Annotated in this window: 16 protein-coding genes and 1 pseudogene; 4 read left to right on the top strand and 13 right to left on the bottom strand. The window is 39.9% G+C overall.

Annotation, left to right across the window (positions count from 1 at the left end; all coding sequences use genetic code 11):
- Nucleotides 1-381: 381 nt before the first annotated feature.
- Nucleotides 382-777, bottom strand: a complete 396-nt coding sequence (spxA, locus tag ACIQXQ_RS04805) for a transcriptional regulator SpxA (protein ID WP_402867793.1) — start codon at nt 775-777, stop codon at nt 382-384.
- A 563-nt stretch (nt 778-1,340) separates the two neighbouring features.
- Nucleotides 1,341-1,907 carry a GNAT family N-acetyltransferase gene (locus ACIQXQ_RS04800; protein WP_402867792.1) on the bottom strand — a complete coding sequence of 189 codons (567 nt, stop codon included), beginning with the start codon at nt 1,905-1,907 and terminating at the stop codon, nt 1,341-1,343.
- Nucleotides 1,908-2,001: 94 nt separating this feature from the next.
- Between ACIQXQ_RS04800 and ACIQXQ_RS04795 the strand changes: the two genes are divergently transcribed.
- On the top strand, nt 2,002-2,193 hold the full coding sequence (locus tag ACIQXQ_RS04795) for a hypothetical protein (RefSeq protein ID WP_402955871.1): 192 nt from the start codon (nt 2,002-2,004) through the stop codon (nt 2,191-2,193).
- 51 nt (nt 2,194-2,244) lie between these two features.
- Here ACIQXQ_RS04795 and ACIQXQ_RS04790 read toward each other — a convergent pair whose 3' ends face one another.
- Nucleotides 2,245-3,423: a putative glycoside hydrolase gene (locus ACIQXQ_RS04790; protein ID WP_402867790.1), complete on the bottom strand. Its 1,179-nt coding sequence runs from the start codon at nt 3,421-3,423 to the stop codon at nt 2,245-2,247.
- Nucleotides 3,424-3,876: 453 nt separating this feature from the next.
- Here ACIQXQ_RS04790 and trpS point away from each other — a divergent pair, with 453 nt between their 5' ends.
- On the top strand, nt 3,877-4,863 hold the full coding sequence (gene trpS, locus ACIQXQ_RS04785; RefSeq protein WP_402867789.1) for a tryptophan--tRNA ligase: 987 nt from the start codon (nt 3,877-3,879) through the stop codon (nt 4,861-4,863).
- 42 nt (nt 4,864-4,905) lie between these two features.
- On the opposite strand, the gene ACIQXQ_RS04780 is transcribed toward trpS, so the two are convergent.
- From ACIQXQ_RS04780 to ACIQXQ_RS04765, 4 genes are all read right to left on the bottom strand, one after another.
- Complete coding sequence (locus ACIQXQ_RS04780) at nt 4,906-5,661, bottom strand: YjbA family protein (RefSeq protein ID WP_402867788.1); 756 nt, start codon at nt 5,659-5,661, stop codon at nt 4,906-4,908.
- Nucleotides 5,662-5,769: 108 nt separating this feature from the next.
- On the bottom strand, nt 5,770-6,537 hold the full coding sequence (locus ACIQXQ_RS04775) for a DUF2268 domain-containing putative Zn-dependent protease (RefSeq protein WP_402955867.1): 768 nt from the start codon (nt 6,535-6,537) through the stop codon (nt 5,770-5,772).
- 135 nt (nt 6,538-6,672) lie between these two features.
- Entirely contained in the window at nt 6,673-7,911 is a 1,239-nt protein-coding gene (fabF, locus tag ACIQXQ_RS04770; RefSeq protein WP_402867786.1) for a beta-ketoacyl-ACP synthase II, read from the bottom strand.
- Between the two features lie 40 nt (nt 7,912-7,951).
- The gene (locus ACIQXQ_RS04765; RefSeq protein ID WP_402867785.1) at nt 7,952-8,887 is read right to left on the bottom strand and encodes a beta-ketoacyl-ACP synthase III; all 936 of its coding nucleotides are present in this window, start codon (nt 8,885-8,887) and stop codon (nt 7,952-7,954) included.
- Between the two features lie 196 nt (nt 8,888-9,083).
- Between ACIQXQ_RS04765 and ACIQXQ_RS04760 the strand changes: the two genes are divergently transcribed.
- Complete coding sequence (locus tag ACIQXQ_RS04760; protein ID WP_402955862.1) at nt 9,084-9,317, top strand: hypothetical protein; 234 nt, start codon at nt 9,084-9,086, stop codon at nt 9,315-9,317.
- A gap of 39 nt (nt 9,318-9,356) precedes the next feature.
- On the opposite strand, the gene ACIQXQ_RS04755 is transcribed toward ACIQXQ_RS04760, so the two are convergent.
- The 3 genes from ACIQXQ_RS04755 to ACIQXQ_RS04745 form a co-directional block, all read right to left on the bottom strand.
- Nucleotides 9,357-9,539, bottom strand: coding sequence for a ComZ family protein (locus ACIQXQ_RS04755; protein WP_402867783.1), 183 nt, complete (start codon nt 9,537-9,539; stop codon nt 9,357-9,359).
- A 292-nt stretch (nt 9,540-9,831) separates the two neighbouring features.
- Nucleotides 9,832-10,674, bottom strand: coding sequence for a hypothetical protein (locus tag ACIQXQ_RS04750; RefSeq protein WP_402955859.1), 843 nt, complete (start codon nt 10,672-10,674; stop codon nt 9,832-9,834).
- A gap of 99 nt (nt 10,675-10,773) precedes the next feature.
- On the bottom strand, nt 10,774-11,496 hold the full coding sequence (locus tag ACIQXQ_RS04745; RefSeq protein ID WP_402867781.1) for a hydrolase: 723 nt from the start codon (nt 11,494-11,496) through the stop codon (nt 10,774-10,776).
- Nucleotides 11,497-11,771: 275 nt separating this feature from the next.
- Between ACIQXQ_RS04745 and ACIQXQ_RS04740 the strand changes: the two genes are divergently transcribed.
- The gene (locus ACIQXQ_RS04740) at nt 11,772-11,963 is read left to right on the top strand and encodes a YjzD family protein (RefSeq protein ID WP_402867780.1); all 192 of its coding nucleotides are present in this window, start codon (nt 11,772-11,774) and stop codon (nt 11,961-11,963) included.
- A 79-nt stretch (nt 11,964-12,042) separates the two neighbouring features.
- On the opposite strand, the gene clpB is transcribed toward ACIQXQ_RS04740, so the two are convergent.
- From clpB to ACIQXQ_RS04725, 3 genes and pseudogenes are all read right to left on the bottom strand, one after another.
- Entirely contained in the window at nt 12,043-14,631 is a 2,589-nt protein-coding gene (gene clpB / locus ACIQXQ_RS04735) for an ATP-dependent chaperone ClpB (RefSeq protein WP_402955856.1), read from the bottom strand.
- A 455-nt stretch (nt 14,632-15,086) separates the two neighbouring features.
- Nucleotides 15,087-15,531: pseudogene (gene tnpA / locus ACIQXQ_RS04730) on the bottom strand (IS200/IS605 family transposase).
- A gap of 180 nt (nt 15,532-15,711) precedes the next feature.
- Nucleotides 15,712-15,891 carry a YjzC family protein gene (locus tag ACIQXQ_RS04725; protein WP_402867778.1) on the bottom strand — a complete coding sequence of 60 codons (180 nt, stop codon included), beginning with the start codon at nt 15,889-15,891 and terminating at the stop codon, nt 15,712-15,714.
- Nucleotides 15,892-15,942 lie beyond the last annotated feature (51 nt).

The following is a 15,942-nucleotide window of genomic DNA, read 5'->3' as shown; positions in this document are numbered from 1 at the left end:
CAAGCGAAAATTGCTCTTAAAAGCTCTTTACCCAAAAGTTCATACTGTAAATCATGCTACATTAAAACAGACTATTTTACCTCATTTTATGACAAAACCTTGAAGAAGGGAAATAAAAAACATCAATATCATAAAAACAATTGTTTGCCTAATATTCCATTCATTTTATAAAAAAAATCGTTCATATGCAACTTTCACGAAGACGGTGCCGTATTTCATTCATATTCTATATTGTATACAGTTAATGGTTATTTACATGCTTTATTTATCCAATCCCGCCCTGACCATTGTCACAAGAGCCTTGTCGCCCCAAGAAAAAGATATATGTATAAACAAAAAGCTCTGCACTATTCTCAGCAGAGCTTGGAAAACACTTATTCATTAATTTACCATACGTTGTGCTTCTAGCAATTGGAACGTACGTACTTTCCGTGGTAAGAAACGACGAATCTCATCTTCGTTATACCCAACTTGAAGACGCTTCTCATCAAGGATAATCGGGCGTCTTAGCAAACCAGGGTTTTCTTTAATCAATTTATATAACTCTTGTAGAGGCAAGCTCTCTAAGTTAACATTTAACTTTTGAAACGTTTTTGATCTGGTTGAGATGATTTCATCCGTACCATCTTCCGTCATACGTAGAATTTCTTTGATTTCCTCTATTGAAAGAGGTTCCGAGAAAATATTTCTTTCTGTATAACCAATCTCATGTTCCTCTAACCATGCTTTTGCTTTTCTGCATGACGTACAACTTGGGGATGTATATAATGTTACCATGTTTACCCACACTCCCTAAATATAGAATCGGTGATCTATGAGGGGAAATCTATTATCATTCACAACTACGATTCTAATTTGAAATAATTTTAAATAAGCATTTCTTTTAATTAATTATACACTAATTCATTTAAAATGAATACCCTTTTTCAAAATTGAAACTATCCTTTATAACTTCCTATTTCATCTGTACTATAGGCACTTCGTTTTTTTATGTAATACATTACAACGCTATTTTCTAATTGAAAATATGCACCTATTATTCTCATTTAAGTTGCAAATTGCCCCTCATTTTCCCTTTATTTTTTTCATTTGCTCATTACTTTTTATTTACCCCCTTTTTTTAGCTATAAACTAGTGATTATCATTTATAATTTCTTTAAGTATCCTTTAATTCCTTCTTCCTTCTTAAAAACCCTCCTTTTGACTGCTTAAATCAATTAAATTAAATGCATGCTCCATACAAATCATCATTTACAGGGACGGAAAATAAATATGCATTCCGCACCACGATATAAAAGAGCCGACGAATTTAGTCGGCTCCTGTGTCATTTCATATCTTTTTAAACCCTATCACTTTCCACTTCTGTTTCTATATTCAATACTTCGTCTACTGATTGATACGATTTTCCATATAGATGCTTATCTTTATGCGTATGAATTTCAGAGTAAATCTTTTTCATATAATTGAATACATCTTCTTCTTTAACAGCATCATGTGCCGGCCAATAAAGGATTTCCATCGGCGTATCTTCTTCAGTAGCCAACGATTTTCTATTATAGGCGATAGAAGAAGCATGTAAAAAGCCTTCTCTTTGATAAAATCTTAATCGTTTTGACGTGTCCACGTCATTTTCCTGCACTGGCTCGACTTCAAGGAAAATGGTCTTTTGTTTTTCTTGCAATTGATGAATCAATTTCTTTCCAAGGCCTTGACCCCGGGCATTTTTACCGACGAATAAATAATCGACGAAAATAAATTCCTTACCTTCCACATATAGTAGAACATGGTCAGGCCCTTCATCCTTTTTATAGATGTCTTGTTTATCCTTCAATAAAATTTCTATATGTTCTTTTGACTTCATTTCTTCAATTGGAAAATATTGATTTAGTTTATCATACCAATTCACGATTTCATCTCCTCTTCAAATTTTATCTTTCCACGCTTTTGCTTATCGTTTACAATAGACTGTAAATAAATTGAAATTATTGAGGGGGGTATCCATGCTTACTTACCTTATAGATTTAATTTTAGTTGCTGTCTGCGTAATTGGGATCACAGCCATAAATGGTGTCCTGACGAATGCCATTGGGGAAAAGTGGTTTGGTGGTAAAACTCATTCCCACATTTTCAATCAATCGAAACGAATTCAGTCGGGATGGAATCAAGTCGGCGGGAAGAAACATAAGCGATGATTCTTCGGGAGTCCAGATGACCGCTTGTGTACATATCGGTCATCTGATGGTTTATGGGGTGTAGTCTACCCCTTTTGTATAGCGGTTTGCAGCATTCCATAATAGATATTCATCAATTCCGTTATCATTTAACGCTTTAATTTGGGCTTCCACTTGTTCCTTACCATACTTTTGATAATTCCCCTCACCCAAGTATGAAGCAGTGAAGTCCTGAATCCACGGTCTAGAGGTAGGCGGCGTTTCTAGTTCCTTCAATTTCTTGTTCTCCAATTTTGCATATTCCCGAACAAGTTCATACGGTTTTAAATCCGGCTTTTCGATTCCGAAATAGGACGTCCAGTGACTTGGATAAATCATCGAAGAGATGACATCTACATTTTCAGAAATCTTGGAGAAATTTTGCCCAATACCAGGAGCTTCAGGTAATGTAGCGGCATAGCCAAAAATATCGACTGATACTTCCACACCATATGGCTCTAATTGTTTTTTTGCGTAGGCCACAAAGTCGGTTACGGCCTGTACCCGTTTTTCAGTATGGGTCTTATTGCCTTTTTCATACTCTCCCATATCATATTTTAGGTCATCCTCTTTATTCTCGAACCCTTCAGGAAAACGGACATAGTCGAATTGAATTTCTTTGAATCCCATCTTCGCAGCTTCTATGGCAATCCCCACGTTATAATCCCATACCTCTTTCAGGAATGGATTCACGAAAGATTCACCACGTCCATTCTTCCAGACCTTATCGCCATCTTTAAACGACCATTGTGGTTTTTCCTTTGCAAGAAGGGTATCCTTGAAAACGACGACACGGGCAATCGGATAAATCTTCTTATCCTCAAGCTTTTTTAACATGTCCACCGGTTTCCTTATGTAATCCTTTCCAATATTCGAATAAGGGGAATCCTTGTCTTCCGGTTTATAGGTAACATTCCCCCTGTCATCCTTAATATCGATGACCATTGCATTCAAATCGGTTTCGTCCACATATTGTATGAGTTCATTTAACTTGTTTCCACCAGCTACATGTCCTGTAACATAAAGCCCTCGTACTGCATCAGGATAATCAAACTTCAATCCAGAATCATATACGAATCTAGGGGCCAACTTTGGTAGTTCTTTCTGCTCAAGCGCCACAGTTCTTGCTTGTTCCAAATCCTCAGCATGGACCGGTTGCTGAACCAAAAACAAACACATTCCTGCCACTATACATTTACTTAACGATTTCACATCTTCACCTCATTCGCCCTTCAAATCTACAACAGACTCTTTTGTTTAATACCACAACAGCAAAACTTTATTCCTATAAAATAAACTTTTTTAAAAAAAATGGTGTGTAACAATCTCCTATATCATTATCCTACCCTAAAATCGATTCCCCATTGATGGTTAAAAATCAATAAGTTACGAATCCTTCTTTTTTTACCCCATCGTATATATTAGTTGTAATAAGGGCATGCTGTTTGGATTACATTTCTTAAGAATAAATGCTAAAATACAGGTATAGTGGAAAATTCGTATCTCTAGGTAGACATTCCCTGGCGAGTACTGCCTTGCAAGACATAAATGAGCTCTCTTACACTTGCTGTACAGGAAGTGGATTACTTCCCTATTTATCCTTACAATAATGAAGAGCGAATATCCAATTAGTTAATTAAACGTATTTAGAGGAGTGACTAGCAGTTGAAAAGGATTTTCTCTGGCATTCAGCCATCTGGTTCTGTTACATTAGGAAATTATATCGGAGCAATGAAGCAATTTGTTAACTTACAGGATGAATATGACTGTTTCTTTTGTATCGTTGACCAACATGCAATTACAGTTCCGCAGGATCGACTTAAATTAAGAAAAAACATTAAAACACTCGCTGCCTTATATTTGGCAATCGGCATTGACCCTGAAAAGAATACGATCTTCATTCAATCAGAGGTTCCCGCGCATGCCCAGGCAGGCTGGATTTTGCAAAGCATCGCTTATATTGGCGAACTTGAGAGAATGACCCAATTTAAAGATAAATCAGCCGGCAAGGAAGGCGTTTCTTCTGCACTTCTTACCTACCCGCCACTGATGGCTGCAGATATTCTCCTGTACAATACAGATGTTGTTCCTGTTGGGGAAGATCAAAGACAACACTTGGAATTAACGCGAGATTTAGCTGAGCGATTCAATAATAGGTACAACGATATCTTTAAAATACCAGAAATCAGCCTTCCAAAGGCAGGAGCGCGAATAATGTCGCTTCAAGAACCGACTAAGAAAATGAGTAAATCCGACCCTAATAAAAAAGCTACGATTGCTCTACTTGACGATCCTAAACAAATCGAGAAAAACATTAAGAGTGCAGTAACTGATTCTGAAGGCATCGTTCGTTATGATAAAGAAAATAAAGCGGGCGTATCGAACTTAATGTCCATCTACTCCATCTTCAGTGGAAAAACTTACGCTGAAATTGAAGAGATGTATGCAGGAAAAGGATATGGCGACTTTAAAGGTGATTTAGCTCAAGTGGTACTAGGAGAGATTCTACCCATTCAAGAGCGTTACTATAGCTTGATCGATTCCCCTGAACTTGATGAAATTTTAGATCGTGGGGCAGAGAAGGCAAATATCGAAGCCAATAAGATGATTAGAAAAATGTACAACGGCATGGGACTTGGAAGAAAAAGATAATGGAAAAAGACGATCCGCAACGGATCGTCTTTTTTTGTGAACCTATAATATGGATGGACTATCGCCGGCTTCTACTTGCCAAAGTTTTTCGAAAAAGGGTTGCCCTTTCACTAAATTTTCACATAGCTGAAGGTGTTTTTCAGACCAACCTGTTTTCATTTCCTCATATAACTCAAGCCACGCTATCTGAAAGTCCATATCCTGAATGCTCTCATATTTCTCAGGAGCCCATTCAGTATACCAGTATCGAATTTCAGCCGTATTCTTTGCTGTGAATAACTGATCCATGGCCATGAAAAGGAGCTGTTTCAATTGCCTTTCTTTTCTTGTCAATCCATTCATAAATAAGGGCGATGGAGACAGAATATGATATTCTTTCTCGCTTTCAGGATTTTCCGTAAAAGTATAATCCATTTCTTCGTGATTTTCGATCATGTCATAAACAATTTGTTCCTGCCGAGGAATAATTCTGCTTTTCCGGATGGGAATATGGTAGCCTATTGTATCCACAGCAAGTATTCCATGTCCATCGGTCACGACAAAACAGTAGTCAAGCTGAATGCGTTCATGATTTTTCCTTGCATATGCTTTTTGGTAGACATCGTTCAGTAATGCCTTCGGTAATTCAGATAGGTCATTTTCTATGTAGTGAAACAAAGTTGTTGAAACTTTCATCAGAGGAACTTGATCTAGCAGTTCAATGCCATCATCCTTCCTCCATTCATGAAAATGACAAATATTATAACCATTTTCCTCTCCTTCAAACCAGTTAACCCATACATCATGAAGATATAACATTATCCATCCCTCACTTAAACAAATTTCTGTTTGTCAATCAGTATAGGCAGGAACCATACAATTTATTCCTATTTCAGAAAACAGATTTTGAAATAAACCACGTATAAATTAACTCTTTTCTGTTATGAATTCTTCAGATTGGATAGCAAAGGATTTTTTGACGGAGAAATTTTTGAATTGTTTCACTAAATGAAAACCACTGCAATACCCCAACATCTCCGGATACCCTTTTTTTCCCAGAAGAAGGGCATCATGTAGCGGATCCGTGCGTTTCTTGTTCAGGTTTTCTACTAGATAGCTGTCCCAAAAATGCTGGAGCTTTTCTTCTGAATATAATTGTGTCCATTTTGCCAGGTATTTCGTTCCTAAATACTTACCGACTGTCCTCTCGGCGAGTCCTTCCATGATCATTGTATCGAGTAGGGTATAGTTTTCTTCCGCCTTTTTTAAATGGTGCAAACGGCAGACGTGATGGTATTCGTGAATCAGCACTGCTTCCATCTCTTTTTCGGTTATATCGATATCGTAAAAAAGAAATAATTTATCTTTAAAGGCCAATCCTGATTTACTCTCATTCGGTTGCTTCCTTCCAGAGGCTACGAGAGGAAAGATATAAATGGGGATATCGGGTCCCCCCCATAATTTCTTATAAGTTGTAAATAAACTTTGTGTTTTGAGCCATACATTTTTTTGTTTCAGTTCATCGAAGGTTTTTTTCGTTTTTGGATTGGGCAGGTACATTCCATGGTTTTGTAAATGGCGGTAGATCATGTCTTCTTTAACCTGTTCATAGAATTCCCCTTTCAACTTCTCCATCATCTTAACCGGATGGTCAAAATCCTTTTCCATCCACTCATTAGTTGAAATAACTCCCATCCGTTTCGCCCCCACTACTTCATCCTCTTTTATTGTATGTTCCAAAAATGCTTAGTGATACATCATTCCCATTACTTATTCCCAACATAAAAAGAGCAAATCCCAAGATTTGCTCTTCCTCTTCATTACTCTTGATTATTGATATTTCTTGAATAGGATAGTGGCGTTATGACCGCCAAATCCTAATGAATTACTGATAGCTGCCTTAATTTCACATTCCCTTGCTTGATTTGGCACATAGTCCAAGTCACACTCAGGATCCGGTGTTTCTATATTGATGGTAGGGGGCAAGATGCTATCCCTGATTGCTTGAATCGTAAAGATGGCCTCTATACCACCTGCTGCACCCAGCATATGGCCTGTCATTGATTTGGTAGAGCTTAATGCTAGTTTAGAAGCATGCTCCCCAAATACTTCTTTGACCGCCATCGTTTCATATTTATCATTGTAAGGTGTGCTTGTACCATGGGCATTAACATATTGGATGTCTTCCGGTGTTAACCCTGCATCTTCAATCGCAATTTTCATTGCCCTTGCCCCACCTTCTCCACCAGGCGCTGGAGCCGTAATATGAAAAGCATCTCCGGTCGTTCCGTATCCAGCTATTTCAGCATAAATATACGCTCCGCGGTTTAACGCATGTTCTAACTCCTCAAGAATGATCACACCTGCTCCTTCCCCGATGACAAATCCATCACGGTTAGCATCAAATGGGCGGCTCGCCGTATTAGGATCTGGATTGGTGGATAGAGCTGTGTTCGCACAGAATCCTGCAACTGCCATTTTTGTAATCGGCGCTTCTGCACCACCAGTAATCATGGCATCGGCATCTCCACGCTGAATGGCCTTAAATGCATCACCGATGGAATTCGTTCCCGTTGCACAAGCCGTCACGGTGCAAGAGTTGATCCCTTTAGCGCCCAGTAAAATGGATACCTGGCCCGCTGCCATATCTGGTATCATCATGGGTACGAAAAATGGACTAACCCGCTTATAGCCCCTGTTCAAGAAATTTTCGTGCTGGGTTTCAAGTGTCTCAAGCCCACCGATTCCAGAACCGATCCAGACTCCTACCCGCGTTGCATTTTCATCCGTTATTTCTAATTTACTGTCATTTAAAGCCATGACTGAAGCGGCAATCGCATAATGCGTAAAACGATCCATTTTGCGTGCTTCTTTACGATTAATATATGTTTCGATATCAAAGTCCTTTATTTCTGCAGCCACTTTAGCAGGAAAATCATCAGCATTAAGACGAGTTAATGGCCCAATCCCTGATTTCCCCTCAATTATATTCTTCCATCCAGTTTCTGCATCATTTCCAACTGGAGAAATAGCTCCAATCCCTGTTACAACAACACGACGATTCGTCATTACAATGGCTCCTTCCTTTACTCAAATATTTCTTTTATTTTCATTTTCCCCATCTAAGGGCAATAGCTCCCCACGTGAGTCCTCCACCAAAACCAACCATGACGAGCAAGTCATCTTCTTTGATTCTACCTGCTTCCATTTCTTCCACAAGAGCAATTGGTATGGAAGCTGATGAAGTATTCCCATATTTATGAACGGTCTTTGTCATTTTTTCAACGGGTAGGCCCAAACGTTCTCTTGAAGCCTCCATAATTCGAATATTGGCTTGATGTGGGATTAGTAAATCCACATCCTCTTTGGTCAATCCTGCTTTATCCAATACATTCAGGCTGGATTCTCCCATTTGACGGACAGCAAATTTAAATACTTCTCGTCCATTCATCGTGATGAATTCCCCATCTTGGAATAGATGCTTAGCACCAGATCCATCTGCACCTAATTCAAAAGAAAGAATTCCCCTGCCTTCTGATACAGGTCCCACGACAGCAGCCCCAGCTCCATCCCCAAAAAGGACAGCGGTATTGCGATCATCCCAGTTAGTGATCTTGGATAGTTTCTCAACCCCAACAATCAATACATGCTTGTAAGCACCTGTCTTAATAAATTGCTGCGCCGTAATCATAGCATACATGAAGCCAGCACATGCTGCACTAACATCCATTGCAGCTGCTTTCTTCGCACCCAACATTTCCTGGATCATACAAGCGATGGAAGGAAAAGGCCGATCGGGTGTAACAGTTGCGACAAGGATTAAATCTATATCCTCAGCTGAAATGCCTGCATTATCTAAAGCAGCTTTTGCTGCGCCATAAGCCATATCGGAAGTTTCTGTTTCATCATTGGCTATTCTTCTTTGTTCGATACCTGTCCGAGTACGAATCCACTCGTCCGACGTATCCATGACTTTCTCTAAGTCCGCATTTGTGACGATTTTCTCGGGTAAGTAACGACCAAGCCCTAATATACCAGCATTCATTTCAGCCAACCCCTTATATTTTAATGAGTTATTATTATCATCTATTATTACCTGGTACTAATTTTATAGAAAAATACGCTTTCTTGCAAGAGCTATCAGTTTGAAAGTCTAATTAATCTGCATCTTAAGTCGGACAAGGGCCTAATCCAAGGACGCAAGCGTGCATACATTATAGTAAAAGAAGGGAGGAATCACAATGGATATTTTTAATCGCAACAATCGAAGGAACCAGGACGATCCCTTTTCCAAAATGATGTTTGGCACGCATAACAACGAGCCCGAAGAAGAACCGGAGAAAGAAGAGACCCAGATTGATTATATGCAATTGATGGCAAGCGTAGAGACATTAGTGGGTTTGTACGATCAATTTAAGCCTACCATCCAGAAAGTGAACCCCATCATTTCAAAGATGCTGAAAAAAGAAGAATAAACAGAAGGCTGCCCGATTATCCGGACAGCCTTCTCTTACTTAACGTTGGGCATCTTGTTTGCCAAGGTCATAAGCTTCTTGCATCACTTTCTTAAATAAATCCATGAATGGCTCTGCCATGTCCATTGAAAATGGAATCCCGCTTGCCTCTAACTTTGCTTTTGCTTCCGGGAAGTACTTCATAGCAATCCCCATAAATTCAAGGGTTTTATCTGAACTCATTTTTTTGCCTCCTTACCATACTTGGTCATTTTGAATGCACCATTAGTATCCTTTGATGACACTTGGAACGTGATTCTACAAATGGGTATCCCATAAACCAAAAATCAGGTTCATTCTTATCATAATTCCCCAAAGTCCATTCGTAAAGCCGAAACTTGCCTGAATGAATATTCTTCATGCTATATGCCATCTTGAAAGTACAGAACAATTCCCAGGTACAAAGGTATGAGTTCCCCCTTCACTTTATGACTTTCTTGATTAATTCCACACATTGGGCACTCCTGGATAATGTTTAGTCCTTCTTATCGCGCATCCTCCACTTTGTAAGGAGGTTTAACCGTTTATTCTGCTCGATTTGCAAGGAGATGCCTTCCTCTGGACTCGTTTTATTAGGCACTTCATATACGGTTCCTTTCGTTGCCTTGATTGGAGATTGTGGGGGAAGTGAGTCGATCACCTCTTGTTTAAAAATGAGCTTGGCACATGTATTCCAGTGGTCGTCAATGCTGCTTTTGAGGTGAAGGCTTCTATCAGTGGAAGAAAGGAGCTGTTCAAGACCCTCGATGAAATCGGCTATAAAAAGCGCATCCTCCCTGTATTCTGAAGCGAGTGTAGCTTGGATAGTTGATTGCTCTAGTTGGCTGATACCCGCTTCAAATCCCATGGTTGCTGGTTGCCAAGGACCATATATCGTCGGTAAATATACTGTTTTGACTGAATCGAAGCCTTCACAAGCGTTTAATACAGTCTGAAATCCTTCCGTATCAGCATCGATTGGAAGGAGCACCACAATTTTCAGGCTATTACCATGACCGTTTTTCTTGCATTTTTCAAGAAAAGAAACAATATCATTTATATGAAGATCCTTTAAAGCCGTTTTCCCTCTTCTACTATCATAAAAAGATAATAGAATGGTGAATGGCTCGGAAACATCCAATAACCGAAGTTTATTAATTGGCAGATAAGTAAAGTTGGCGTTACGCCCTATTTCTAGCTCCTTTTCTTCTATAATATATTGATTGGTCTTTGTATCCTCCCAATCAATTCCGATTACCTCTTCCCCCTGCCCCAACAAATATTGTGTCACATGAAAACCTACAAATTGATAAGCCCCAACAACAATATATGTCCCCATAAATACAGCCTCCCCTTATGCAATGGCTCGCTTATCCGTCACCGCAAGTTTTTTCGGATGCTGTATCGTATGCAAAGTACCGCGAAAATATATCCATTCTCATAAAGACTCTTCATTTTCATGAAAAAACTTCTGGATTTGATAAGGGATTTTATACCGTTTTTCTGCTAGCAAATAGGTTAACTGCAAATGGTCTTTCCTGGTTCTCTGAATCCTCCGATAAAATGAGGCTTGTTCTTTTCGAAAACTGCCGAAAACAAGAATCACCTTCACCGGTATATGCTCCGTGAATGCCTGCACATTGGAATCCAAAATTTCTTTCTCCATATCAGCTGGATCTACCTCATATGCTGCGGCTATTTCCGATAGCCACTTTTTATAAAAGAACTTATTATCCTTTTCTTTTTCCATTTGAACCTTCAAAGATAAAATCGGGTCAATGAGGACAACCGAACGGATTTGGCTTCCCATCTCTTTCATTAGTCTCAATGCCAGCAGGGCTCCTGTCCCCTCTGCAAGAACATGGATTTTCCGATTGACTATTTCATTTTTCATAAAGAGGATATATAACTTCAACGAAAGATCAAGAGCTTTGGGGCTCCCCCAGTTCGCCCCGTAAAAATTCGAGGAAAAAAGGGTGTAACCGGTTTGTTTCAAATATTCTAATATACGTAACCTACCCGGATGCTGAAGCCAAAAGCTACTGTCCTTATCTACAAAAGAACTTCGGTCCCCAATTACCATGACGGAAAATCCACTGGGTTGTTCTGGATAATAGACGATATTCCATTGGTCTTCGATTTGAAAAGTTCTCTGTTCCATCTAAACTAACTCCTTTTAGGAATATTACTATTAGTTAATTTATGTCGAGATATCAAAAGGGTAAGGGGGGACGCCTATCTTCGAGTCTTAAATTACTTTTCTCCATTAATTTTCAGGAATCATGCCTGCTGGATTCGTGACTGATATCGCCCGTCGTTCAAAAGACATGAAAGGGCAACGATGAATTATTTATCAGTTATTATGAAAAAGCCGTTTTAACTGTATATTAATTATGGTAAGATAAAAAAGACTGTAGTGGAATGAGGTGAAATTCGATGCGTTATGCTTGGACAATTCTTTGGACATTCGTATTAGTGCATATGCTTGTATATGTTGTTTCTTCCATGATCGGAGTTTCATACGATGCTACACAGGGAACAATTTTAGGACTTATTACGGCTGTTCTAGTTTGTATCATCCCTGCTGTTATGCCTGAAGGGCCATCAAAAGACTCACATCAACATTAAGAAGCAAAAGAGGACATCCTTTTAGGATGTCCTCTTTCATATACCGTTTTCAGCTATTTTCTAAACTAACTGCTTACATTTACCTCAAAACCAATCCCTCTTGGTCATAATCTATCGTCATACTTCCATGATCACCAATCGTCCCCGATATAATTTTACGGGCAATCATCGTTTCCAGATGCTTTTGGATAAAACGTTTCAATGGCCTTGCTCCGTATACTGGGTCATACCCTTGTTCAGCAATAAATTCCTTAGCGGCATCCGTCACACCAAGCGTGATATCTTGTTCAGTCAACCTTACTTGCAACTGTTGAATCATCTTTTCAACAATACCGACAATCTCTTGTTTTGTGAGTGGCTTGAACAGAACGATATCATCCACACGATTTAGAAATTCAGGACGGAAATGTCCTCTTAACTCCGTGAAGACCTGCTCTTTTATTCCTTCTTCAATGGCTCCATCTTCTCGATTGGACTGAAGCAAGAAATGTGAACCGATATTGGAAGTCATAATGATCACCGTGTTTTTACAGTTGATCGTTCTACCTTGAGAGTCCGTGATCCTGCCATCGTCGAGCATTTGCAATAAAATATTGAAGACTTCCGGGTGAGCCTTTTCGATTTCATCAAGTAACACGACCGAGTACGGATTTCGCCTAATCGCTTCCGTCAACTGACCGCCTTCCTCAAACCCTACATATCCGGGAGGCGCCCCGACCAAACGGGAAACGGAATGTTTCTCCATGTACTCAGACATATCAATCCGTATCATATGTTCATCACTATCGAATAGCGTCTCTGCCAACGCTTTGACCAATTCTGTTTTACCGACCCCTGTCGGTCCAAGGAAAATAAAGGAACCTATTGGTCTGTTTGGATCCTTGATCCCGGCTCTAGCCCGTAAAACAGCATCCGATACAAGTTCCACCGCTTCCCCTTGACCGATTACCCGTTCATGAAGAATATCCGAAAGACGAAGCAATTTATCCCTTTCGCTTTCCACTAACTTACTTACCGGAATACCCGTCCATCTAGCAACGATTGAGGCAATTTCTTCCTCGGTCACTTCTTGGCGGAGCAAACGGGATTCCTGCTTCCCATTTTCCACCTCTTCTTCCATGGCCTCCAAATCCTTTTGAAGCTGTGGAATCTTCCCATGTCGAAGTTCAGCTGCACGGTTCAGGTCATAGTCATTTTCCGCCTGTTCCAGCTCATGCTTTAACTTTTCAAGTTCTTCCCTCTGATCCTGGACTTTTTGAAGGGACGATTTCTCCATTTGCCATTTGGCTTTCATACTGGTAGCCTGATCCTGCAATTCCGAAAGTTCTTTTTGGAGTACCTCCAATCTTGCTTTGCTTTGAGCATCCTCTTCGTTTTTAAGGGCGGCTTCCTCTATCTCCAACGTCATGACTTTCCGCGTAATCGCATCAAGTTCCGCTGGCATCGAGTCGATTTCCATCCGGATCATTGCACAAGCCTCATCCACAAGGTCTATTGCTTTATCCGGTAAGAAGCGTTCCGTGATATAGCGATTTGATAGAACAGCTGCTGCCACAATGGATCGATCATGTATTCTGACCCCATGATGGACCTCGAACCTTTCCTTCAGACCACGCAAAATGGAAATGGTATCTTCTACGTCTGGCTCTGGAACGAGCACTTGCTGGAAACGCCGTTCAAGAGCGGGATCCTTCTCAATATACTTACGATATTCGTCAAGTGTGGTTGCACCAATGCAATGCAATTCACCACGCGCTAACATTGGCTTCAGCATATTTCCGGCATCCATTGCCCCTTCCGTTTTACCAGCACCGACAATGGTATGCAATTCATCGATGAATAATAGGATGTTCCCATCGCTCTTTTTCACTTCATTCAGAACCGCTTTCAGTCGTTCCTCAAATTCACCGCGAAACTTAGCCCCGGCAACCAACGCACTCATATCAAGCGAAAACACCGTTTTATCTTTAAGCCCTTCCGGTACATCTTTTCGGACAATTCGTTGGGCCAGGCCTTCGACAATGGCCGTTTTACCAACACCAGGTTCCCCAATCAATACGGGGTTATTTTTTGTCTTACGTGACAAAATACGGATGACATTCCGGATCTCCGTATCACGGCCAATGACAGGATCCACATTCCCCGCCTTCACTTCAGCAACAAGATCTCTTCCATATTTTTTTAAAACTTCATATGTGTTTTCCGGATTTTGACTAGTCACTCTCTGATTCCCCCTTATCGTTTGGATAATTTGCTTTGCTTTCCCATAGTCAATCCCATAGTCCGCAAATAGCTTTCTTATGTTCGGTTTATCTTCTTTTAACAAAGCAAGCAAAATATGCTCAACTGATAGATACTCATCCTCCCAGCTCTTCATTTCCTTTTCAGCTGCCAACAGCACATTCTGAAGGGAATTCGACATATAAACTTGAGAGGTGCTTCCGCTCACTTGAGGCAACTTATTTATTTCTTTATTCAGCTCCGTATCGAAATGACTGAGCGATTGATTCGTTTCCGACAAAATTCTAATGAGTAGGCTTTCATCTTGTGTCATCAGGGCTTTTAATAGATGAAGCTCGGTAAGTTCCGGGTTTTCCCTATCCTTGGCCAGCTCCTGCCCACTTATAAATGCCTGCTGGGTTCTTTCCGTCATCGTATTAAAATCCATCTTAAAACCTCCCATTCATTGTTTCCAAAAGAATGCTTATGATGTTTGACCAACTTTGACCTTTATATTTTAATTATACTGCTTATTATTCCCTTGTAAAGAAAAGTTATATGGGACATTGATAATTTCTGCTATTAACCCTTTACAACCCATCCTACCAGAGGGTTTATACAATCTGCTTACTCTAAAAGTTAAAAGTTAAAAGCAAAAAACCTCTCTTCAATCAAGAAGAAAGGCCAAATCATCCCGAAAAGCCTTTAAGTAAATATTTGCGGAAGAGTTTTTTAGAAATCTCGAATATTTTCGGATATACTCAAGAATAATGTTCCAATAATAACGTCCACCCGTGATAATGGGTGGTTTTCTCTGCGGCTGAAAGCCTTTATTACTGACCAGGCCCTAAAGGGCCCCTGATCGTACTACTTTTACTGGCCAGACCTTAAAAGGCCTTCCACTCACTTCCTTTTCTTTTTCTGTATCTCTTCACCTGTGAACGGATCTGCGACTATATCATCTTGTATCTGGTTCCGTATGTATTCTTCTATACCTTTTTGTTTCGTCCAACTGTATCTACAATCCCGTACACCAAAACTTTCGGTTTCCATACCTGTATTTCAAATTCGTATGACAGTCAAATATATTCAAACTACTTTTCCCTTTAAATAACCCACAAATGAAGTTACACTTATTTTTGGTGGGATGCTCACGAGCATATGTACATGGTCTTTACATGCCGTTGCTTCAATGATTTCCACTCCTTTCCTTTCACATAGCGTGCGCCGACCGATATCCTTTTTTATCTTTCTTGTAAATCACTTGTCTTCTGTACTTCGGTGCAAATACGATATGATACTTACAATTCCAGGTAGTGTGTGCTAAACTATTAGTGTCTTTTGACATAAAACTCCTCCGTGATGCTGATATTTTGGTTGGCGAACCAAAAATATTTTAGCACCATGGGAGAGTTTTTTTAATACCATGCTGAAAGCTTTTTAGAACCGTAGGCCTAGCCTAGGGTTTTCTTTTCTACAAAAAAAGCAGGAAAGGGAATGATCATCCTTTTCCTGCTTTTCCATTTCATTATGGCTTTCTTTGATAGGTCCATAGCCGGTTATGATTCGAAGTCTCAGGAAAGGTGTCCCCTGCTTCGAGCTTGACCATTTTCGGATTGACTACCATACTTCCTGTTTCACCGATTTCTACGTATGCCCCATTATTAGGTGCTTTTTGCCCTGGCTTAAATTGACGATTTTGCCCCATGTATTTCACCCCTTTACATGCTTTCCCTATTATTATTGCCACCTTTTTTTC

Origin of the sequence: Peribacillus sp. NPDC097198, assembly GCF_044762055.1 — a bacterium.
In the GTDB taxonomy this organism is placed as follows: Bacteria; Bacillota; Bacilli; order Bacillales; family DSM-1321; genus Peribacillus.
This window is presented reverse-complemented; position numbering and strand designations above follow the sequence as displayed.

Coding starts and splice junctions, on each gene's coding strand:
- spxA (WP_402867793.1), bottom strand. CDS start 777: ATGGTAACATTATATACATCCCCAAGTTGTACGTCATGCAGAAAAGCA.
- ACIQXQ_RS04795 (WP_402955871.1), top strand. CDS start 2,002: ATGCTTACTTACCTTATAGATTTAATTTTAGTTGCTGTCTGCGTAATT.
- ACIQXQ_RS04780 (WP_402867788.1), bottom strand. CDS start 5,661: ATGTTATATCTTCATGATGTATGGGTTAACTGGTTTGAAGGAGAGGAA.
- ACIQXQ_RS04775 (WP_402955867.1), bottom strand. CDS start 6,537: ATGGGAGTTATTTCAACTAATGAGTGGATGGAAAAGGATTTTGACCAT.
- fabF (WP_402867786.1), bottom strand. CDS start 7,911: ATGACGAATCGTCGTGTTGTTGTAACAGGGATTGGAGCTATTTCTCCA.
- ACIQXQ_RS04765 (WP_402867785.1), bottom strand. CDS start 8,887: ATGAATGCTGGTATATTAGGGCTTGGTCGTTACTTACCCGAGAAAATC.
- ACIQXQ_RS04760 (WP_402955862.1), top strand. CDS start 9,084: ATGGATATTTTTAATCGCAACAATCGAAGGAACCAGGACGATCCCTTT.
- ACIQXQ_RS04755 (WP_402867783.1), bottom strand. CDS start 9,539: ATGAGTTCAGATAAAACCCTTGAATTTATGGGGATTGCTATGAAGTAC.
- ACIQXQ_RS04750 (WP_402955859.1), bottom strand. CDS start 10,674: ATGGGGACATATATTGTTGTTGGGGCTTATCAATTTGTAGGTTTTCAT.
- ACIQXQ_RS04745 (WP_402867781.1), bottom strand. CDS start 11,496: ATGGAACAGAGAACTTTTCAAATCGAAGACCAATGGAATATCGTCTAT.
- ACIQXQ_RS04740 (WP_402867780.1), top strand. CDS start 11,772: ATGCGTTATGCTTGGACAATTCTTTGGACATTCGTATTAGTGCATATG.
- clpB (WP_402955856.1), bottom strand. CDS start 14,631: ATGGATTTTAATACGATGACGGAAAGAACCCAGCAGGCATTTATAAGT.
- ACIQXQ_RS04725 (WP_402867778.1), bottom strand. CDS start 15,891: ATGGGGCAAAATCGTCAATTTAAGCCAGGGCAAAAAGCACCTAATAAT.